We start from the raw sequence: 20,837 nt of genomic DNA on the forward strand, positions 1-20,837 counted from the left end.
AAAACCGGTCTATTTCACCCGGTTCATTCCCATTGCAGAAAGCATCCAGTTTGGAAGTCGTTTTCCGGGCTTTTTATTTTTCAGGTTTATATACCAACCTAGCTTTTTCATTACCGGAACTTTGTGTGTCTCAACAAACTCTATCCAGGTTCCGTCAGGATCTTCTATGTACGAGAAACGACCACCGGCTTCTCCCATATCAAATGTTTTTCCACTGTCAACGGTGAAAGGAAATCCTTTTTCTTCACATTCTTTCTGCAAAGTATCCATGCCCTGAACATCAAAACACAAGTGGATGAATCCCCAATCCCCCCAGAATCGGTTTTCAAATATCTTTCGGCAATCTGTACGATCTGTACTTTGAACAAGCTCTATCTGAGTCGGGCCTAATAACTTTGAGAAAGGTCCCATGCGTTCGTCTTTGTGCTTCAAAAGTACTCTTCGGAAATTCCCTTTTCCTGCCGGAAGATCAGAGAAACAATCCGAAACACCGGTATAATCATATACTACGGTTTCATATCCCAGTATATCACGATACAGAGGAAGTGCTTTCTCAATATCACTAACGCCTATCAATGCACCTGCCACACCGCCTGTTCGTGCCGGGTGATTCGTTTCTTTGAACCAACCATGCCCTTCTACAACATTAAACAGATTTCCATTAGGGTCTTTTACAAAAAAGTTGAATGATCCGTCCGGTGCTTTTTGTGGTTCTCCCAGTACCTCTGCACCATTGTTTTTCATATAAGTATAACTTGCCTGAACATCTCGGGATTTTATACGACAGGCATATAAACCGTAATCACCTAACTGAATTTCAAAGTCTGCTTTTTCTGTAGGGCGACTGGTAAACTGCCAGATCTCAAAACCTCCTCCGCTTTGCATACTTAAAGCAAGTGTAGCAGTGCGGCTATGTACTGTTCCGCCGGTATAACGGGTCATCAACGGAGCCTCAGCAGCTTCTTCGAAAATACGTACATCAACACCAAAAAACTTTCGATACCATTTCCATATTTCCTGAACGTCGGGAACACCAATCCCCATTTGCTGAATTCCGCAGATGATTTTTTCCATAGCTCCTATAAATTTGCCTCAAAAATAGTAAAGATTGTTCCATGATTGTAGAATTAGGGGATATAAGTGAAAAAATAGGGAGGGATTCGTTTGTACTCTACTTACCGTATGGCACGTTCATTAAAGAGTAAATAACCGAAACTAATCTGAAAAGAAATTGGTTTGTTTTGATATGGGAAGTAATTGAGCGTTCCACGAATCGGTCCCAGAGGACTAAAATAAATAATCGAAGCAGATCCCATGAATCGAGGGGGACCAACATCCCTGTCATATCCGAATGAACCGTCAGGATTTCGTTCAATTTCTACAAAAGGTTGAAAACCATAAGCATCAATTCGAAGATCAATTCTGTTTTTAAACGTAAAAACCTGATTAATACCAAAACCGATGTATTGCGGAGATCTGTATTCCGGCAAAAAATAAGTCCTTGAATCCGGTGTAGGAGCAAATGCGGTGGTGCTTAGTATTGATGCTGTATAGTTTTTAAACAGGGACTGGCTATTAAAAACACCCACCAAATGTCCTCCGGTATGGCTGATCTTTGTGTTGAGAAAAAAATAGTTGGCTTCAGCCTGAACGTTAATCCAATTGTGATCCTTTACAATATCATATTTATCATTTCCTATTGAACCGGATATACTGTGTTCGCGTCCGGAAACATAATTCACCAAAAGTTTGAAAGCGTGTCCCTCTGACGCAAATTGTTTTCTGTTGAGTGTGTTTTTTTCTAAACTCCACCGTAAGGAAACACCATCAAAATAGGTGTGATCTGCCGTGTCGGACAAGCCAAAGTCCTCACTTTGGTAATAACTGTCGTCCAGATAAAAGAGTCGGAAGTCTCCTCCGGTTCTGGTAGTATTGGTTAAAGGGACTGAGAACTTACTTCCGAAATACAGTTCGTTTTGAATCAGGAAGGAAGGTTTGACAGGTTCGAAAAATGTGGCGAAACTTCTAAAGTAATCCCATCTGTTCATAACAAAATAGGGCTGAATAGTTACAGGAAGGATTGACGGAACATGAAAGTCAATATTTGCTTTGACAGAACCGTAAAATTTTCCGAAATAGGATTCCAGATTCACCCGAAAGGCAGCTTTCCCCATAGAGTAGTAAGAAAATCCTATGTAACCTGTATTGACAGGGCGTGACGAAAAATGACCACCTACAGCAAGTTTAAAGTCTTTGGATTTGTTGACTTTCAAATGTAATCCGTATGTGCTGTCTGAGGTCTTGTTTATCGTTGGAAACAGATAGCTGATCTGAGGAGTTTCAATCAGTCTGAAATATTGTTTTTTCAATTTGTGTTCATCCAGAAAACCACGTTTTAATTTCCCGGATATAGTAGATTCTGCAAAAGAGGATGTTTTTCCTCTCTTGTCTTGTGCATACACCTGGTCAATTTGTAAAGGAGTTATTTTACTTCTGAATTGATTTCTTCTTTCTTTTAGTTCTTCGGCAGAGGTTCGTCTGTGTATTTGTTTTTTGATAGAGTCGATTAAAAGAATAGTGGATTCATACCCTCCGTTAATTGCTTCTCGTGCCTTGTCAAAATCAAATGTAGAAACATCAATATTAGGTTCTATCATGATTCCTGTTTCGCAGGGAAGATCAAAGGTTGTTTTACTCACCAGCATATTTTTCAGGTGCGAGAATACATCGTCTTCTGTTGGAGGAGGTTCATTAGAAGAAACATTGCTGCCTATGATGAAGTCCGGATCGAATTCATGGTACATAACATCTGCGGGGAAGTTATTATATAATCCACCATCAAATAATAATCGCCCGTTTACACGAATAGGATTCATGTAAAATGGAAAAGTCATGGAGGCTCTTACTGCTTTATTAAGTTGTCCTCCGGCAAAGATAACCGATTTTTTGTCAACAATATCAGAAGCTACGCATCGGAAAGGAATAAACAGACTGTCAAAATTTTCTCCTGTCGACGCAGATGTGACTCCCAAACTGACCAGCATTTCAAAGTCCATTAAAGCCGGTTTAATGAAACTGGTAGGAAGACTTTTTGATAGAATACTGTCTTTACTGAAAGGTATGTTAAGCATAGAGGCATTTATTTCCTCCTGGCGTAAGCTGAATTTATGTTCCGGTTCAATTTCTCCCTTTGTCATGAGTTGAAAAAGGTCACTCAAAACAATAGCTTCAATTTCATTTGCTGAATATCCACAGGCATAATAGGCACCAACCAAAGCACCTGCCGAGGTTCCGGTTATGTAATCAACGGGTATACTATGTTCTTCCAGGGCTTTTAATACACCGATGTGAGCCAGTCCACTGGCTCCTCCTCCGCTAAAAACCAGTCCAACGCGCTGACCATGGGCTGAAAATGCGAAAAGAATGCATAGAAATAGACCAAATATAAAACGGTATGATACCTTTGTGTTCAGATTTTTATTTCAAAGTTATAATTTTTGACTGAATAAGTTGTGATAATTGATCTGATCAATCATGTAGGAATCTTTTTCTTTGCAATCAGTGGTTTACTGACTGCAGCGGATAAGGATATGGATTTGCTCGGAGGAATTTTTATTGCGTTTATAACTTCCATTGGAGGAGGAACGGTACGAGATGTCTTGTTATCTATTGAAGTTGAATGGTTGAAGTCGTTGAGTTATATCTCTGTTGTTTTTGCCGGTGCAATCGTTGGAATTATTTTCCGTGAACGCATCAAGGAAATGCGAAGGACGTTTTTCATTTTTGATACTATCGGACTAGGGTTGTTTGCGGTTTATGGAATTGAAAAAAGTCTTGGGTTGGAACAATATCCGGTCGTGGCGATATTTCTAGGAGTTATTACGGCTACTTTTGGAGGTGTTCTGCGGGATGTACTCTGTAATGAGATTCCGTTAGTATTTCGAAAGGAAATTTACGCAACAGCAGTCATCGTAGGAGGTGTTTTTTATATGATTAGTAGTGTTCTGGGGTGGTTTTCAACAGAGTTTAATGCTATTGTTTCTGCCCTGATCATAATGATTATTCGTGTTTTGGCAGTCTGGAAGAAATGGCAGATGCCGCAGATAAGAGAAATTAGTAAATGGTGAGAAAGGTCATGAGTGAAGAAAAATTGAAGATTACAATTAAGACATTATATGGTTTCGAAAAGGCAGTTCAACAGGAGTTACAGGAACTCGGATACCATGACCCGGAAATACTGAATCGGGCTGTACGTATTACAGGAACCTGGCGAGATGTCTATTATCTGAATCTGTATCTCAGAACCGGACTGGTTGTGTTGGTAGAATTGGCAGCTTTTTCTTTTAAGGATAAGGATGACTTGTATACCCAGGCAAAAAAGGTTAATTGGGTTTCCATTTTTGACAAGGGAAAAACCTTTGCTATTAAAGGAGCAATTTTCAGTGATGTGTTTACCAATACACAGTTCCCCCAACTTTTGATTAAAGATGCGATTGTCGATCAGTTTAGGGAAAAGACCGGAGACAGACCTAATATCGATGCTAAAAACCCGCAGGTAAGTATTGATGTCTATATTTCAGGGAAGAATTGTGTGCTTTCTTTGAATACAACCGGGGCACCATTGTATAAGCGGGGATATCGTACTGAAACAGGTCCTGCTCCACTTAATGAAGTCGCTGCGGCAGGTTTGTTGTACTTATCCGGGTGGGATCGTAAGTCTACTTTTATCGACCCGATGTGCGGATCCGGGACTCTCGTTATTGAAGCTGCGTTATTGGCTGCGGGTATTCCGGCTAATATCGAAAGAAGACATTACGCATTCAAGAATCTTCTGAACTTTGATCGTGAACTGTGGGATGAAATTTACGATGCAGCACCTAAAAAACCGGTGAAATTAGATTTCCCGATTATAGCTTCAGATATCGATCAGGTTGTGGTTACTAAGGCAAAACGTAATATTCGGGCTCTTCCCGTTTCTAGGTGTGTGCAGTTTGTAATGGGGGATTTTGAGGACTTGAAAATTCCTGATGGGAATGGGGTCTTAATTACAAATCCGCCTTACGGAGAACGTATAGGAGAAGAAATAGAAGCGCTATACGCTCGCTTAGGAGATTGGTTTAAGCATGAATTGGCAGGTTACGAATGTTGGGTTATCTCCTCAAATGATGATGCTTTGAAATCGATCGCTTTAAAGCCTTCCCGAAAGATGAAACTATTCAATGGTAGCCTTGAATGTAGTTTCAGGAATTATTCGATTTACGAAGGATCAAAAAAGAAAATGCAACAGGAAGAATGATTATAAAAGTTCACGAATAATTTTTTCGACAGTATATCCTTCTGCCTCAGCTCTGTAATTCCGCACAATTCTATGTCGTAGGATAGGAAGAGCTACTGCTTTTACATCCTCGATATCCGGAGAGTATTTACCATTTAGAGCGGCATGACATTTAGCTCCTATAATGAGGTTTTGAGAGGCTCTGGGACCAGCTCCCCACGATATGTAGTGCTTTGTTAATTCAGGCGCTGACGGATCATCCTTTCGTGTTCTTGCAACCAGTTTCACAGCATATTCCACAACGTTGTCTGATACAGGTAGCTGTCGTATGCTGTTTTGATAATGTATAATTTCTTCAGCAGTTAACTGCGGTGTAATGTTTGTTTCCTGATTGGTCGTTGTTGCTTTTACAATAGCGACCTCTTCTTCAAAAGAAGGATAATCAACCCATATATTAAACATGAATCGGTCTAATTGCGCTTCAGGTAGGGGATAAGTCCCTTCCTGTTCAATAGGATTCTGAGTAGCCAGAACAAAAAACGGTTGTGGCAATTTATGAGTAATACCTGCAGCCGTAACTGATTTCTCCTGCATGGCTTCAAGAAGTGCGGCCTGAGTTTTAGGAGGTGTTCGGTTAATCTCATCAGCGAGGACTATATTGTGAAAAATAGGTCCTTTAATAAATTTGAACTGGCGGTTTTCATCGAGTATTTCAGACCCGATAATGTCAGAAGGCATTAGATCCGGAGTAAACTGAATCCGGTTGCCGGAAAGCCCGAGAGATCGGGATATTGTATTGACAAGAAGTGTTTTTGCTAATCCGGGAACACCAACCAAAAGACAATGTCCTTTGGAGAAAATCGAAATAAGAACCTGGTCAACCACTTCATCCTGTCCGACAATAACTTTATGAATCTCTTCTTTTAAACGGTTGCACTTATGTACGAGTTCGTCAATTGCTTTTGTTTCCGACATGTTTCGATTAATTTGACCCTAAATTAGTTAATATTTTTGAACCAGTTATAGCGGAAATCACACGTATTATATTTATCGTCAATCCGGATGTAAGCATTATTGATCTTATCGTCTGTCCAGTCTTTAATTACCCTTTGTCGCTTTTCATTCAGAGCCGCATTCTGAATTAACTGATAGTCATCTTTCAGGTTGGCTTTGTGAGGAGTTGTTCGCTCAGATAACCTGACAATTCGTACCCCTTGTTTGCGCTCCATCATGTTGTCATACACCGAAGGACGGGTAATATCACCTACCTCAAGAGAATTAACAAGAATGAAAATTTGTTGATCAATTTGGTTGAGGTCTTCCATATCCCAAAGTGTTTCTCCGGAATAAGGATTGCTTAATAAACCTTTGTTCTGGTTGGTAGAGTTATCGTTTGAGTATTTTACAACAGCATCTTCCCAGGTGATTTCATTCTTTTTAAGTTCGGCATAACATTTTTCAATTTTTTCACTGGCAATGATGAAGGCTTCCTCCGAAACTTCAGGAACCATAAGTATATGACGACAAACATAATCATCTCCTTTGCGTTCCTGTAATTCCATAATGTGAAAACCATATTCAGTTTCAAATACCGGAGAAATGTCACCGGGTTTCAGGCTGAAAGCAGTGGCTTCAAATTCTTTTACCATTTGCCCTCTACTGGCTTTTATCTCGCCTCCTTTACTTCGGGATCCGGGGTCCTGGGAGTAGACACCAGCCATTGCTCGGAAAGTTTTTTCACCGGAAATAATCTGTTCCCTGATCGTATTTAGTTGGTCATACGTTTTTTGCTTATCAGCTTCTGTAATTTCAGGGTAAATAACGATTTGTTGCAAGCCAAGTTTGGAGTTAATATAAGGGAGCGAATCTTCGGGAAGAGAGTGAAAGAAATCACGAACCTCTTTCGGACTGATTACAACTTCAGAAGTGATTTGTCGCTCCATTTCCTGTCCTACCAGTCGTTTACGGATGGCAGGTCGGAACTCCTTTTTTATTTGAGAAACGGTTTTCCCATAGAATTTCTCCAACTCATCCCTTCCCCCGATCTGTCCTTCGATAACACGCAGACGTTGTTCCATTTCTGCATCAACCTGTTCGTCAGTAACCGTCACACTATCCAGATCTGCCTGGTTAAGCAGCAGATTCTGATAAAGAAGTTCTTCCAGAATCGTACATTCCAATTCGTCAGTAACTTCAATGTTCTCCTGCATAGCCTGAATCTTTTGAGATTGCAGGTCTGAAAGTAGGATAACATTGGTTCCTACTTTGGCAACAACTTTGTCAATCAGTTTTGAGTCTGGTTGAGCAAAAGCTGAAAATGCCGATAACAGGCTAACGATTAAAATAGTGTATTTCATATTTGTTAATTGCTTCATCAATAAATTTTTTGTCGAGAGATTCTCGCATTTGTGTTATACGTCGGGTAAGAATACGCTGACGTATGTTATCACGTTCCAATGAAAAAGGGGAAGGTGTATTTTTTAACCGGTAATCCAGTATGTTTAAATAATAAAGAAAACCATTCTCTTCAAAACTTGTTTTTGTCCGATTGAGAATGAATTTTTCTTTATCAATTCCTTCCAGTGGAATTTCTTTTAGGATATCGTCAAAATAGATCCATTTCTGTGTATTATAAAAGAAGTTGGCAGCATATTTATTGGCATATTCCGTAAGTTGTATTGTGTCTTTGGGCTGTTTTAACAGATACCAACGATTTACTTTTTCCAACTCAGGTGCATTGTATGGAATTTTCAGGTAAAGCACTTTTACAATAAAGTCGCTCAATTCAAAGTCCTTTTTATTTTCCTCATAGAATGCAAGCATTTCTTCTTCTGTGATTAATGTGTCCAGATTCTTTTCTATCCACTGGTTTTCCAGTTCATAACGAACTAAAGAGGCCTTATATTCTTTTAATTTGAAATTAATTTCATGTTGTTTATCAGTCGGTAAGCTGTCAAATTGATTAAGAATAGTCGCTTTTCGAAGCCACTGGTCAATTATTGTCTCTTCTGCTTTCTCCTGATTTTGTTGTGTTTCTTTCAGATATTCCAGTTCTGATTCCCTAAGCTCTTCATTTCCTAATTGTACAACCTTAGGGTCATTGTCCGAATCGCATGAAGAGAGGAGACAAATGAAATATAAAAGGCTGCCAAGTAGGGCAGCCTTTGTGAGAAATACTATGTTTTTACTTCTTGTCAAGGCTGTATAAAACTTCTGTTTTAACTTCTATCGGATATTTGGAGGAAAGTTCTCTTAACCATTTTTCTTCCAAATGTTGCTGATAGGCAGCTGTAACAGCTCCTTTCGTTTCTGTTAATTCCTTTGGTTGAGAAGGTATAAACTCTTTCACCTTAACAATATAATATTTGTTATCATACTGAAAGGTGTCATTTACACCCTTTTTAAACTCTTTTCCTTCAAGGAAAGGTGTGTTTTGAACTTCAAATTTCTGAGTTTTAACTTTTACGTTAAGGGCAGAGTTTTCGTTAATTTTAGCCATGATCTCCATCGGAGTGATGGTGTCGTTTTTTAATAACGCAGCCGTTTTTACAGCAATGTCTTTAGTGTCGCACTCATAAACCTCTGCATCAATACGATCTCCCCAGATAAATTGTTCACGATTTTCTGCAAAGAAAGCTTTCAACCCGGATGTATCGCGGATTGCTTTATTCCAAACTTTATCGTTCATGATTTCGTATAACAACACCCCATCATTGTACTCATTCATCAGTGCACGGAATTCAGGGTATTTACTGTCAAGTTGAGCCTCTTCGTATGCAAGTAGCTGTTCTTTTACGTATGTTTTGTACGCGTCATTTACCAAAACATTCAAGTCTCCCTTACTTCCTTTTGCGTTAAGACTCTCCAGGTATTCGATAAAATCTTTTCTGTGGAAGGTGATTTTGTTGAAAGAGAATAGTACCGGATTTTCTTTTGTTTCAGGAGCTTTCCATTTCCCTTCGTAGTAACTTGAATCAATGTTCTTGTAAAACCAGGTTAATTCTTTGCTGCTTTTATCTTTGAACTTGTATTGCTTTTTTAACTTTTCAATAAAAGAAGCCTGTGTTTTCAGTGATCTTTCATCGCGGTTAACTTTTTGCTGGATCTCACTTCTCAATTGGTCAAATGATTCAAGAGGAGTAAGACTGTTTCTTTTGACAATATGCCAACCGTAGTCTGTACGGAACGGTTGAGAAAAATCACCATCATTTTTCAGTACAAATGCAGCGTCCTCAAATTCAGGTACCATTCTCTGACGGCTTCCGGTTCCAAATTCGGGAAGCAACCCTCCTTTTGACTTGGAGGTTTGATCTTCGGAATACTTCCGTGCAAGATCCTCAAAGTTTTCACCTTTCTGAAGCCGTTCGTAGATTTCATGGATGCGCTCTTCTGCGTTGTCTTTTTGCTGATTATTGGCCGTTTTAGGAGTCATAATCATAATATGCGAAGTACTGATAAGTCCTCTGGAAGGTCTTTTATCATGAACTTTTAGGATATGATATCCGAATTTTGTTCGAACGGGCATACTTACGTCACCAACTTTTGTTGAGTAAGCAGCTTCTTCAAACGGATAGACCATTTGAAATGCGGAAAAATAACCCAGATCTCCTCCATTATCACGTACCGAAGGGTCTTCAGAACCTCCTTTTGAACGCGCAACATGAGCAAAATCTTCACCGTTCACGATACGTTTACGAATTTCCAAAATGCGGTTATACGCTTTAAGTGTATCTTCAGGAGACGCGTTTTCATCTACCCGTATAAGGATGTGACTGGCATGTACTTCTTCCTGTAGACGTCCGTATGCCTGTTTTACCAACTCATTATTTTTCGTAGAATCAACAAGATACGGAAGCGCAAGTTGCTTGCGATATCCTTCCAGTTCTTTGACTAGTTTGGGAAGGGTGTCGTACTCAAGCTTTTCGGCTTCTAAAACTTTTAGTTTAAACTTTTTAAACAATTCCATGTACTCATCCAACGCTTCTTTATCATAACGTGGATTCGGATTGTTTTTCAGGTAAATCTGAAGAAATTCACTTTTGGTCACCGGATTTCCATCAACGGTCATAATAACCGGATCTTTTTGTGCCAGTGAACTAAAAAGAACAGTAACTGAGAATAAACCTGCGATTAGTTTTTTCATAGTTTATTTATTTTAAGCTATAATTAGGTGCTTCTCTTGTTATTGATACATCGTGAGGGTGTGATTCTGTCATTCCGGCATTTGTTATCCGAACGAGTTGAGCCCCTTTCAGTTTTTCGATCGTTGGAGCCCCGCAATACCCCATTCCTGCACGAAGACCTCCTATGATCTGATACATCACCTCAAACAGATGACCTTTATAGGGTACACGTCCCGAGATACCTTCGGGGACCAATTTTTTTACGTCGTCTTCAGCATCCTGGAAGTAACGATCTTTAGATCCTTTCTGCATGGCTTCCAAAGATCCCATACCGCGGTATGATTTGAATTTTCTTCCCTGGTAGATGATCGTCTCTCCCGGAGATTCTTCCACTCCGGCAAACATAGAACCGACCATTACGGTATCAGCTCCTACAGAGATTGCCTTTACAATATCTCCGGTATATCGAATTCCACCGTCTGCAATAACAGGGACACCGCTTCCTTCAATAGCACGGGCCACATCATTTACAGCGGTTAATTGCGGAACTCCGACACCTGCGATAATACGCGTGGTACAAATAGACCCCGGACCGATTCCCACTTTAACGGCATCGGCACCTGCCTCGACAAGATACTTCGCTGCTTCACCTGTTGCAATGTTCCCGACAACTACATCCAGTTGAGGAAATAGTGATTTGACCGACTTTAATTTTTCAACCACACCTTTCGTGTGTCCGTGTGCTGTATCAATAACGATGGCATCTACTCCTGCGTCTACAAGCGCTTTTACACGGTCTACCGTATCAACAGTAACTCCAACAGCGGCAGCAACACGAAGTCTGCCGAAACTGTCTTTGCACGAGTTAGGATGCTTTCGAACTTTTATAATGTCTTTATATGTGATCAGACCAACCAGCTTGTTGTTGTCATCTACAACCGGTAGTTTTTCAATTTTAAATTCCTGTAATATATGCTCCGCCTGTGTAAGATTCGTTCCGTCTTTTGTTGTAATGATATCCTGTGCTGTCATTATTTCACGTACCGGACGTGACAGATTTTTTTCAAATCGCAAATCACGATTTGTAATAATACCTTTCAGAATCCGGTTTTCATCTGTTACAGGAATTCCGCCGATTTTATTCTCGCGCATCAGGTTTAAAGCATCCTGCACAACAGCATTTTCCGATAAGGTTATCGGATCAAGAATCATTCCGCTTTCTGATCGCTTGACTTTACGTACCTCCAAAGCCTGCTCTTCAATTGTCATGTTCTTATGAATCACACCAATCCCTCCTTGTTGAGCAATAGCAATTGCCAACGCAGATTCTGTCACTGTATCCATCGCTGAAGAAACAATCGGAGCCTTTAACCGAATGTTTTTTGTGAATTTTGTTTCTAACTGAACGTCTCTTGGGAGAACCTCTGAGTACGCGGGGACAAGCAAAACGTCATCGTATGTCAACCCTTCTCTCACTTTGCTGATATCAGATAAAGCCATATATTGAACTACTTCTTAAAGAAATTCTTGCAAATGTAATAAAAATGCACGTGCTATTTTCTTTCGAAGTCATTGAAAAAAGTAAAATTTTTGTTAATTTACCTTAAATTGGCACTTGTTTTGATAAACCTTTGTAAACTTGTAAGCATGAGATATTTTGCGGCTTTGTTGATTTACGTCCTGTTAACAGGATATAGTCAGTTTTCTTTCGGGCAGGAAGATGACAAGAGGTTGATTCAGTTGTCAGGAGTTGTTCTTAGTTCTGATAGCCTTGAACGCATGCCGTTTACTGCTATTTATGATAAAACTACGCGAAGAGGTACTATTTCTGATTATTACGGTTATTTCTCTATGGTAACAAAACCGGGAGATACTCTGATCTTTAATTATATTGGTTATAAGCCCAGTACGTATATTGTGCCGGATACACTTTCCGAATTCGGATATGCTTTGATTCAACTGATTGATCCGGATACGCTTATGTCAAAACCGGTGCGGGTTTATCCATGGCCTTCACGGGAAGAATTTGCACGAGCCTTTATTGAGATGGATCCTTATGAAGATGATATACGAAGAGCGCAACGGCAGTTGTCCGGTAAAAATTTGGCTATAGCCGCAAGTCGTTTAACTACGGATGCCAGTCTCACATATAGCTGGCAACGACAACAGGCACAGAGTCAATTGTATTCACGGGGGCAGTTCCCTGTTAATAACCTGTTGAATCCGGTTGCCTGGGCACAATTTATTGAATCATGGAAAAGTGGTAAGCTAAAGAGACAATAACGTACTTTTTCTACATCTTTACAATATAACTATTTTTTTTCTGTTTAAACGTGGGCTTTTGTTACTTTTGGCACCATGCAAAAAATACTGCGTTTATTTCTTCTTATCCCTGTTTTGTGGTGCTCCACTTTGTGGGGACAAATCGCTACTATAAAGGGATATGTAGTAGATGATGCTGGAGAAAGAATCACAGGTGTAACCATTCAAAGTACAGATAAAACAGTTCAGACAAAGGTCGATTTTAATGGTAATTTTAAGATCGAACTGGAGTCCAACCGTGATTATCAACTGGTCTTTTCATTTGTTACTTCGAGGCGAACGGTAAACCTGCATTTACTGAACGGAGAAGTCAGGGATTTAGGTGCTGTAAAAATTGAATCGATACTGGGTAAAGAAGTTGATGTCTACGGAAAAGGTAGTGTTGAAAGTGATCCTACCATTGTTACACTTCCTCCATTTGATATAAGTAGTTTTGCCTTACCAAACGGGGTTACTCAGGCACTTGCCTACATTACTCCGGCAGTATCCAATAACGAATTGACAGCAAATTATAATGTTAGAGGAGGAAATTATGATGAGAATCTCATCTATGTGAATGGTTTTGAGGTGTATCGCCCCTTTTTAACCCGGGCGGGTCAACAGGAAGGTCTCAATTTTATAAATTCAGCTTTGGTTGATGATATTCGTTTTTCAGCGGGAGGATTTGACGCAAGGTATGGCGACAGGTTAAGTTCTGTACTGGATATCAGATACAGAGACCCTGATTCGACACGTGCTTCTTTGGTTGCAGGACTTCTTGGAGCTGAAGCGCATGTTGAAGGGCGAAAGAACAGATTTGCTTTTCTTGGGGGAGCACGATTTCGATCCAATGGATATTTATTGAACACGCTCCCAACAAAGGGAGAGTATAATCCTGTTTTCTGGGATGCACAATTCCTAACGCATTACAACATAACAGAGAACTTGCGTTGGAATGTTATGGGACATTTTTCTTCCAATAAATTCAGCTTTGTCCCACAAACGAGAGAAACGAGCTTCGGTACATTTAATCAGGCACTGAGTTTTAAGGTATATTTTGACGGACGGGAAGTAACTCTTTTTCGAACAGTTACAGGGGCAACATCACTGGAATATGATGTGTCGAAATCTCTTCGGTTGAATTTTTATGCGAGTGTTTTTAATACTGACGAGTCGGAAAACTTTGATGTGTTAGGGCAGTATTACATAAATGAGTTGGAAACCGATCCGGCAAAAGAAAATTTCGGAGATTCCGTTAATACACTGGGAGTAGGATCTTTCCTGAATCATTCAAGAAACCGGTTGAAAGCTACCATTGTATCGGTTTATCATACAGGAGAAAAAAAGTTTAAACGAAAAGAATTTGCTAAATCAGGTAAGTTACGGCAATTGGAGAGTAGTCTTGATTGGGGGGCAAAGTTTCAGAAAGAATTCTTTAACGATATTTTGAGTGAATGGGAAATGGTAGATAGTGCCGGTTATATTTCCCCGCAAAATGCAAACGGAGATCTGGAATTAAAGAATGTGATAAAACAACGCCATAATCTGCAGACATACCGGGTCACTGGTTTTGCGGGATATTCATTACGTTGGAATTTCGTTAAGGATCAACATATTGTACATCTGAAGGATGTCTACAGGAATGAATCTGGTAAAAAGGAACGTAGAAAATTTATCGATACTTTAGAACGGGTGCCTGCCCGATTGGCTTTTAATGTTGGGGTAAGATCAGGTTATACGGGGGTGAATAATGAGTTTTGGGTAACACCCCGCGCTTCATTGGTATATACTCCGAGAATGTATTTTTACCGGAATGGAAAAGTCTACCGTAGAAATGTTAAATTCAGATTGGCATCAGGGTTGTATTATCAACCACCATTGTACAGAGATTTGAGAGCCTATGACGGACAGTTGAATACGAGTGTTCTTGCACAGAAATCAGTCCATGTTGTTGCCGGGACAGATGTTTTCTTCAATATGTGGAATAGAGAGAGTCCGTTTAAATTTTCAGCAGAGGTTTATTACAAGTATTTGTGGGACGTGAATCCGTATAAAATTTCAGATGTGCGGTTGCGGTATTTTGCAAATAATGATGCGGTGGCCTATGCATACGGTGCGGATTTGAATCTGAACGGGCAATTTATTAAGGGGATAGAGTCATTTTTTAAGTTGGGATTCCTGAGAACTATGGAAGACCTAAAAAACGACGAGTATTATGTCTACTTTAACCAGGCTGGAGACACTATATATCCGGGATATACATTTGATGATGTTGCAGTAGATAGCACTCGAAATACACCAGGATATATTCCGCGTCCTTCGGATCAGATGATTACTTTCGGGGTGTTGTTTCAGGATCGTATGCCAAAAATAGAGCAGTTAAGCGTTCAGCTTAGCGGGCTTTTCGGAAGCCGTTTACCATATGGACCTCCCGGTGAACACAGGTATCAGGATACATTGCGCCAGAAAGGATATATGCGTGTAGATATTGGAGTTAGTTATGATTTTCTATACAAGAAACCAAAAGAGGGTAGAAAAAAATTCTGGAGGAACTTTTCGGATGTTAAATTAAGTCTTGAGGTTTTCAATATATTAGGAATCAATAATGTATTGTCACAAACCTGGGTGCAAGATGTAGAAGGAAGGAACTATGCCATTCCAAATTATCTTACGCAACGATTGTTTAATCTTAAGCTGATACTCAGGTTATAATTTCCTCCTGTTTCATAGTTTTTAAATCTTATTTAATTTTGCGGACAATGGTGTGAACATATTCATACTATTGGTGTTAATAATGTATAAAATCAGCAGGTGTTTTTACATATGTCTCAGGTTTTAAATATATTAGAAAGCATAGTGAGAATAAAAAGGCAATCCGTATAACGAAAAATAAAGACATATATGCCAGAGTTTAAAGAATCGAAGCTGAAACCCGGGCAACGATTTTGGAGATTACTTAAACCCGATGCACCTGAAATAAGGAACGTATACATCTACTCCGTTTTTAACGGACTTGTTAACCTGTCGCTCCCTTTGGGGATACAGGCCATCATAAATCTTATTCAGGGAGGGAGAGTATCTACAGCATGGATTGTATTGGTTGCTTTTGTGACACTTGGAATCGCAGTTTCAGGATTGATAACTATATTTCAACTTAGGATAACCGAAAATTTACAACAGAAGATTTTTGCCAGAGCAGCTTTTGAGTTTGTTTTTCGTGTCCCGAGAATAAAACTGGAAGAACTATACAGGTTTCACGCGCCGGAATTAATGAATCGTTTTTTTGATGTCGTTACAGTCCAGAAAGGTCTTCCGAAAATTCTGATTGATTTTTCATCGGCGGGACTCTATGTGATTTTCGGGCTGATACTACTCTCTTTTTATCATCCGTTTTTTATTCTTTTTTCATTTTTATTGATAGCATTAGTTTATCTAATCTTTAGGATTACTGTGAAAAAAGGCTTGCGAACCAGTCTTGAAGAATCGAAGCACAAATATCTTCTGGCACACTGGTTGGAGGAAGCAGCCCGCACTAATATGACCTTTAAAATGGCGGGAAATACCGATTTTCCAATGCAAAATTCGGATAAACATGTTATGAGTTATTTGCAAGCGAGAGAAAGTCACTTTAAGGTCTTGGTTCAGCAATACTCATTGATGATATTCTTCAAAGTTATTGTCGCTTTGGGGCTGTTGGCAATTGGAGGAGTTCTGGTAATGGAGCAATTGATGAATATCGGTCAGTTTGTTGCAGCTGAAATTATCATAATCACAGTAATTAATTCGGTAGAAAAACTGATTTTGTCGCTCGAAACTATTTATGATGTTTTGACCTCTCTTGAAAAAATAGGGCAGGTAACAGATCTTGAATTGGAAGCTACAGAAGGAATTAATTTGGAGGAAGAATGTAAAAATAAAGGTCTGGAGGTTGAGGTAAATCAAGTGACATTTTCGTATCCTGACTCGATCGACCCTGTATTAAAAGAGATTAATTTCAAGGCTGACAGCGGGGAACATATTGTGATTACTGGAAAAAACGGATCAGGAAAAAGTACTTTTATGCATCTTCTTGCGGGCTTATATAAAGTAAAGCAGGGTACAATTTCATATAACGGAATTCCGAGAGACAATTTTAATCTGGATTCATTGCGGTCAGAAATCGGCGGATGTTTGATTGATGAAGACCTTTTTGAAGGAACTTTGCTGGAAAACATTGCTATAGGAAGGGAGAAAGCCACATTTGAAAATGTGAAGTGGGCTATGCAGGGGGTCGGGTTGGGAGAATTTGTAAAGACCTTGCCTCAAGGATATAAAACGATCCTGGAGCCTTTAGGAAAGAAATTACCAAGAAGTATTGTACAACGTTTATTGATAGCCAGAAGTATTGCTGACAAGCCACGACTTTTACTTTTGGAATATGCTTTTGAACACCTTGATATTGCAGAACGGAAAAAAATAATAGACTTCCTTCTTGATCAGAAGAATAGTTGGACGGTAATTGCTATATCGAATGATGAATATTTAGCTAAGAAGTCCAATAATATTGGAATTATGCAAGGTGGTTCACTTACCCACTTTGGACCTTATGAAAAGTTAAAACAGGTTGCTAACTTAAAAATGTATAAGGATGCTTAATATTTCGGAAAAGACAGTTGGTAAGTATATTGACAGATCGAAAATTCCTTCGCTCCGATGGGCTGAATCAAAGAAGTCGGGACGCGTTCTTATCCGAATATTAATTTGGTTTTTTGCTCTGGTTCTTGTTATCATGTTTGTTCCCTGGACACAAAATATCTCTGGCCGGGGGAGTGTTACGACTATGAATCTGGATCAACGTCCGCAGACTATTCACTCGGTAATCGCCGGAAGAATAGAAAAGTGGTTTGTAAGAGAAGGTGATTACGTTACTAAAGGAGATACGATTCTATATATTTCAGAAGTAAAGGACGAGTATTTTGATCCGAACTTACTATCCCGAACGGAAGAGCAGTTGAAAGCCAAAGAGCTGACGGTTCAGTCGTACATGGAAAAGGTAAAAGCTTTGGATATCCAGATTGAAGCTTTGTTTCAAACAAGTGGGTTAAAGCTTAAACAGGCAAAGAATAAGTTTAAACAGGCGGAACTAAAAGTAGTGGCAGACTCAATTGATTTTGAAGCGGTCAAAATTAAGTACGAGATTGCTGTTCGTCAGTATGAAAGGATGCAGGAGTTGTATGATGAAGGATTAAAATCGTTGACTGATCTTGAGAACAGAAGAATGTCTATGCAGAAAACCCAGGCAGAAATGATTTCAGCAGAAAGCGGGTTGTTGTCCAGCAGGAATGAAGCAATAAATGCAGAAATAGAGCTTACCAGTATTCAGGCAGAATACCGAAACTCAATAGCAAAAGCTGAATCGGATAAATATACTGCCTTATCCAGTATGTATGATGCTGAAGCTGTCGTAACAAAGCTACAAAACCAATACGTTAATTATTCGGTTCGATCAGGGCTATATTATATTACAGCACCCCAGAATGGGTATGTTACGCGCGCTATTCAGTCGGGAATTGGAGAAACGATAAAAGAGGGTGAGCAAATTGTAAGTATTATGCCTTCTCATTACGACTTAGCGGTAGAGATGTATGTGCGGCCTATTGATCTCCCCTTGATCAAGTTGAATCAAAGGGTTCGTATCCAGTTTGACGGGTGGCCGTCCATCGTTTTTTCGGGGTGGCCGAATACTAGTTTCGGAACCTACGGAGGAAAAATTTTTGCAATAGATAATTTTATAAGCCCTAATGGATTTTACCGGGTAATGGTCAAACCTGATCCGGATGAAGTTCCCTGGCCAGATGCGCTTCGTGTAGGAGCTGGAACACATAATATGTTACTTCTTAACGATGTACCAATCTGGTATGAATTATGGCGTCAGATTAATGGATTTCCGCCCGATTATTATGAGAATTCATCTTCTTTTCAAGAAAAAGGCAATACGAATGAAACAGCAAAATAGTGGAATACGATTAATTTATACTGTACTACTTGCAGGTTTTCCTCTTTTGGGGTGGACACAGGAAGAAGAGGCGGTTGATAAAAGCTTTGCTTTTTCGGACTATTTGGAAATTGTCAGGTTACACCATCCGATGTTTATGCGGGCAGATCTTGTTCTGGATAAGGGAGATGCGCAGGTGCTTAGTTCTCGCGGAGCCTTTGATCCGGTCATATATGCAGAGATTACACAAAAATATTTTAAAGGAAAACAGTACTATAGTTTGTTGGATGGGGGAATAAAAATTCCCACCTGGTTTGGTATTGAATTATACGCCGGATATGAACAAAATCGGGGAGAAAATGCCAATCCTCAATACAGAACACCGGATGCAGGGTTAGCTTACGCGGGGGTATCTGTTCCTATATTACAGGGATTATTGATGGATAAGCGACGTGCTACTTTGAAGAAAGCTCAAATTTCTCTCAAGATGAGTGAGCAGGAGGTAAACCTGATCAAAAATGATGTGTTGCAGGAAGCAATGACCGCCTACTGGCAATGGTATACAGCGTATAATGTGATGGGAATTTATCGGGATGCCCTTCAGGTTGCGGAAGAGCGTTATGTTGGAGTGAGGCAAAGTGCACGATTGGGAGATATTCCGGCCATTGACACGTTAGAAGCCGGAATACAAGTGCAAAACAGAAAGTTTTCGTTACAACAGGCAGAACTTGAATATGCGAACGCAAAAGCGTTACTGTCTCTCCATCTTTGGCAGCAAGGTAGTATCCCTCTTGAGTTAGGTGAACGAGTAATTCCTCCGGTTGGAGAAATGCCTGTGGAGGAACTTCCTTTTTTGGCGCCTCCGCTTGATTGGGAGACACAACTCGTTAGTCACCCCGAACTGAATAAAGCTCAGTTAAAAATAGAGCAATTACAATTAGACAGAAGAGTTGCACTAGAATTAGTGAAGCCGGAGCTTAATCTAAAATACAACGCATTAAATGAGCCAATCAGTAGTAACCCTTTTGCTGAATATTCATTGTCTAATTATAAATGGGGAGCTGATTTTTCAATACCGATATTGTTAAGAGAGGGGAGAGGTGAATTGAAGTTAGCTAATTTACACATACAAGATGCTAATTTAGGGCTTGAACAAAAGAAAGTTCAGCTATCTATAAAAGTTCAACAGGCAAATAATGAGTGGCGGGCTACTAATCAGCAGTTAGAATTATACAGACAGACTTATAGAGATATAGAAAGATTGCTTCAGGGAGAACAAACGAAATTTTCGAGAGGAGAAAGTTCTCTTTTTCTGGTGAATTCACGAGAAATGAATTACATATCCGCGAGGGTTAAATTAGTTGAGTTGTATGCAAAAAATATGTTGGCACTTATCAAAACCTATCATTCTCTGGGGCTTTTGAAATAAAAAAGAGGTCACTAGATAAATGACCTCTTCCTAATGATAATAATAAAAAAGTTATTTCGATATAATCTTAAATTCAGTACGTCGGTTACTTTGATGTGCGTCTTCTTTGTCCTGAGGAAGACGTAATTTTGCAATCTCAGCATCTGTTACAATAGGTTGCTCCTCTCCGTACCCCTGATATTCCAAACGTCCGGAACTGATTCCTTTATCAATCAGATAATCAACAACGGCCTTAGCTCTGTTGTGTGAAAGATCTTTATTGTAAGAGTCAGAACCTCTTGAGTCGGTATGTCCACTAATCTGAATACGTATGCTAGGGTTATCATTCAATAACTTCGTCAAACGATCCAGTTCGTTTTGTGATTCGGGACGTAACGAGTATTTGTTCAAATCAAAGAAAATGTTGCGCAGCACAATAACTTCTCCTACTTCAACTTTCTTCAAATCAACATTTTTTTCATATTCCTGGTAATCACTTTCTTTTGGAATGTCGAAGTTTTCAGAATGAAATAAATAACCTTCTGCTTTTACGGCTATTCCATAGTTTTTTCCGGCGGGAAGAGAAACCATATATTTTCCGGTTACCGGATCTGAGTTGAATTCTGCAATGACTTCATTCTTGTCATTGTCAATCACTTCAATTGCAGCCATAACAGGTTTTTTTGTTTTGTTATCCCGAATAATACCTTTCAGCAAGGAAAGTGAACTGCGTTTAATTTCTATTTTAGGCTCGAT

The 20,837-nt window shown here is 39.5% G+C and carries 15 protein-coding genes; 7 read left to right on the forward strand and 8 right to left on the reverse strand.

The annotated features are described in order from the left end of the window. Nucleotides 1-9: 9 nt before the first annotated feature. Both AC4PL9_RS12115 and AC4PL9_RS12120 read right to left on the reverse strand, forming a co-directional pair. On the reverse strand, nucleotides 10-1,074 hold the full coding sequence (locus AC4PL9_RS12115; protein ID WP_491605009.1) for a VOC family protein: 1,065 nt from the start codon (nucleotides 1,072-1,074) through the stop codon (nucleotides 10-12). 101 nt (nucleotides 1,075-1,175) lie between these two features. Beyond that, nucleotides 1,176-3,473 (reverse strand): patatin-like phospholipase family protein, encoded by a 2,298-nt coding sequence (locus tag AC4PL9_RS12120; protein WP_491605027.1) that lies wholly within the window; start codon nucleotides 3,471-3,473, stop codon nucleotides 1,176-1,178. A gap of 39 nt (nucleotides 3,474-3,512) precedes the next feature. Between AC4PL9_RS12120 and AC4PL9_RS12125 the strand changes: the two genes are divergently transcribed. Both AC4PL9_RS12125 and AC4PL9_RS12130 read left to right on the forward strand, forming a co-directional pair. Then, nucleotides 3,513-4,127 (forward strand): trimeric intracellular cation channel family protein, encoded by a 615-nt coding sequence (locus tag AC4PL9_RS12125; RefSeq protein WP_491605010.1) that lies wholly within the window; start codon nucleotides 3,513-3,515, stop codon nucleotides 4,125-4,127. An 8-nt stretch (nucleotides 4,128-4,135) separates the two neighbouring features. Continuing rightward, nucleotides 4,136-5,296 carry a THUMP domain-containing class I SAM-dependent RNA methyltransferase gene (locus AC4PL9_RS12130; RefSeq protein WP_491605011.1) on the forward strand — a complete coding sequence of 387 codons (1,161 nt, stop codon included), beginning with the start codon at nucleotides 4,136-4,138 and terminating at the stop codon, nucleotides 5,294-5,296. Here the strand turns inward: AC4PL9_RS12130 and AC4PL9_RS12135 are convergent, their stop codons facing one another. From AC4PL9_RS12135 to guaB, 5 genes are read right to left on the reverse strand one after another with little or no spacing between them, the layout of a single operon-like run. Beyond that, nucleotides 5,297-6,250, reverse strand: coding sequence for an AAA family ATPase (locus AC4PL9_RS12135; RefSeq protein WP_491605012.1), 954 nt, complete (start codon nucleotides 6,248-6,250; stop codon nucleotides 5,297-5,299). It abuts the gene before it with no gap. 23 nt (nucleotides 6,251-6,273) lie between these two features. Beyond that, nucleotides 6,274-7,650: a peptidylprolyl isomerase gene (locus AC4PL9_RS12140; protein WP_491605013.1), complete on the reverse strand. Its 1,377-nt coding sequence runs from the start codon at nucleotides 7,648-7,650 to the stop codon at nucleotides 6,274-6,276. Beyond that, a complete protein-coding gene (locus AC4PL9_RS12145) occupies nucleotides 7,607-8,473 on the reverse strand; it encodes a hypothetical protein (RefSeq protein ID WP_491605014.1) in 867 nt (288 codons plus the stop codon). The genes AC4PL9_RS12140 and AC4PL9_RS12145 overlap by 44 nt, the downstream gene beginning before the upstream one ends. Continuing rightward, the gene (locus tag AC4PL9_RS12150; protein ID WP_491605015.1) at nucleotides 8,460-10,418 is read right to left on the reverse strand and encodes a peptidylprolyl isomerase; all 1,959 of its coding nucleotides are present in this window, start codon (nucleotides 10,416-10,418) and stop codon (nucleotides 8,460-8,462) included. Before AC4PL9_RS12150 ends, AC4PL9_RS12145 begins: the two co-directional genes overlap by 14 nt. A 7-nt stretch (nucleotides 10,419-10,425) precedes the next feature. Then, a complete protein-coding gene (gene guaB / locus AC4PL9_RS12155; RefSeq protein ID WP_491605016.1) occupies nucleotides 10,426-11,898 on the reverse strand; it encodes an IMP dehydrogenase in 1,473 nt (490 codons plus the stop codon). Between the two features lie 147 nt (nucleotides 11,899-12,045). On the opposite strand from guaB, the gene AC4PL9_RS12160 reads away from it, so the two are divergent. From AC4PL9_RS12160 to AC4PL9_RS12180, 5 genes are all read left to right on the forward strand, one after another. Then, nucleotides 12,046-12,681 carry a carboxypeptidase-like regulatory domain-containing protein gene (locus AC4PL9_RS12160; RefSeq protein WP_491605017.1) on the forward strand — a complete coding sequence of 212 codons (636 nt, stop codon included), beginning with the start codon at nucleotides 12,046-12,048 and terminating at the stop codon, nucleotides 12,679-12,681. A 75-nt stretch (nucleotides 12,682-12,756) separates the two neighbouring features. Next, the gene (locus AC4PL9_RS12165; RefSeq protein WP_491605018.1) at nucleotides 12,757-15,411 is read left to right on the forward strand and encodes a TonB-dependent receptor plug domain-containing protein; all 2,655 of its coding nucleotides are present in this window, start codon (nucleotides 12,757-12,759) and stop codon (nucleotides 15,409-15,411) included. Nucleotides 15,412-15,600: 189 nt separating this feature from the next. Beyond that, nucleotides 15,601-17,334, forward strand: a complete 1,734-nt coding sequence (locus tag AC4PL9_RS12170) for a peptidase domain-containing ABC transporter (RefSeq protein ID WP_491605019.1) — start codon at nucleotides 15,601-15,603, stop codon at nucleotides 17,332-17,334. Next, nucleotides 17,327-18,694 carry an HlyD family secretion protein gene (locus AC4PL9_RS12175; RefSeq protein WP_491605020.1) on the forward strand — a complete coding sequence of 456 codons (1,368 nt, stop codon included), beginning with the start codon at nucleotides 17,327-17,329 and terminating at the stop codon, nucleotides 18,692-18,694. The genes AC4PL9_RS12170 and AC4PL9_RS12175 overlap by 8 nt, the downstream gene beginning before the upstream one ends. Then, a complete protein-coding gene (locus AC4PL9_RS12180) occupies nucleotides 18,678-20,102 on the forward strand; it encodes a TolC family protein (protein ID WP_491605021.1) in 1,425 nt (474 codons plus the stop codon). The genes AC4PL9_RS12175 and AC4PL9_RS12180 overlap by 17 nt, the downstream gene beginning before the upstream one ends. Before the next feature lie 51 nt (nucleotides 20,103-20,153). Here AC4PL9_RS12180 and AC4PL9_RS12185 read toward each other — a convergent pair. After that, nucleotides 20,154-20,837: OmpA family protein (locus tag AC4PL9_RS12185; protein ID WP_491605022.1), on the reverse strand; the 684-nt coding region annotated here is incomplete at its 5' end.

Source organism: Wandonia sp., assembly GCF_984588085.1.

Excerpts from the sequence above, each read along its gene's own strand:
- guaB (WP_491605016.1), bottom strand. The coding sequence starts at position 11,898 with ATGGCTTTATCTGATATCAGCAAAGTGAGAGAAGGGTTGACATACGAT.
- AC4PL9_RS12140 (WP_491605013.1), bottom strand. The coding sequence starts at position 7,650 with ATGAAGCAATTAACAAATATGAAATACACTATTTTAATCGTTAGCCTG.
- AC4PL9_RS12135 (WP_491605012.1), bottom strand. The coding sequence starts at position 6,250 with ATGTCGGAAACAAAAGCAATTGACGAACTCGTACATAAGTGCAACCGT.
- AC4PL9_RS12165 (WP_491605018.1), top strand. The coding sequence starts at position 12,757 with ATGCAAAAAATACTGCGTTTATTTCTTCTTATCCCTGTTTTGTGGTGC.
- AC4PL9_RS12130 (WP_491605011.1), top strand. The coding sequence starts at position 4,136 with ATGAGTGAAGAAAAATTGAAGATTACAATTAAGACATTATATGGTTTC.
- AC4PL9_RS12170 (WP_491605019.1), top strand. The coding sequence starts at position 15,601 with ATGCCAGAGTTTAAAGAATCGAAGCTGAAACCCGGGCAACGATTTTGG.
- AC4PL9_RS12160 (WP_491605017.1), top strand. The coding sequence starts at position 12,046 with ATGAGATATTTTGCGGCTTTGTTGATTTACGTCCTGTTAACAGGATAT.
- AC4PL9_RS12180 (WP_491605021.1), top strand. The coding sequence starts at position 18,678 with ATGAAACAGCAAAATAGTGGAATACGATTAATTTATACTGTACTACTT.
- AC4PL9_RS12115 (WP_491605009.1), bottom strand. The coding sequence starts at position 1,074 with ATGGAAAAAATCATCTGCGGAATTCAGCAAATGGGGATTGGTGTTCCC.
- AC4PL9_RS12175 (WP_491605020.1), top strand. The coding sequence starts at position 17,327 with ATGCTTAATATTTCGGAAAAGACAGTTGGTAAGTATATTGACAGATCG.
- AC4PL9_RS12150 (WP_491605015.1), bottom strand. The coding sequence starts at position 10,418 with ATGAAAAAACTAATCGCAGGTTTATTCTCAGTTACTGTTCTTTTTAGT.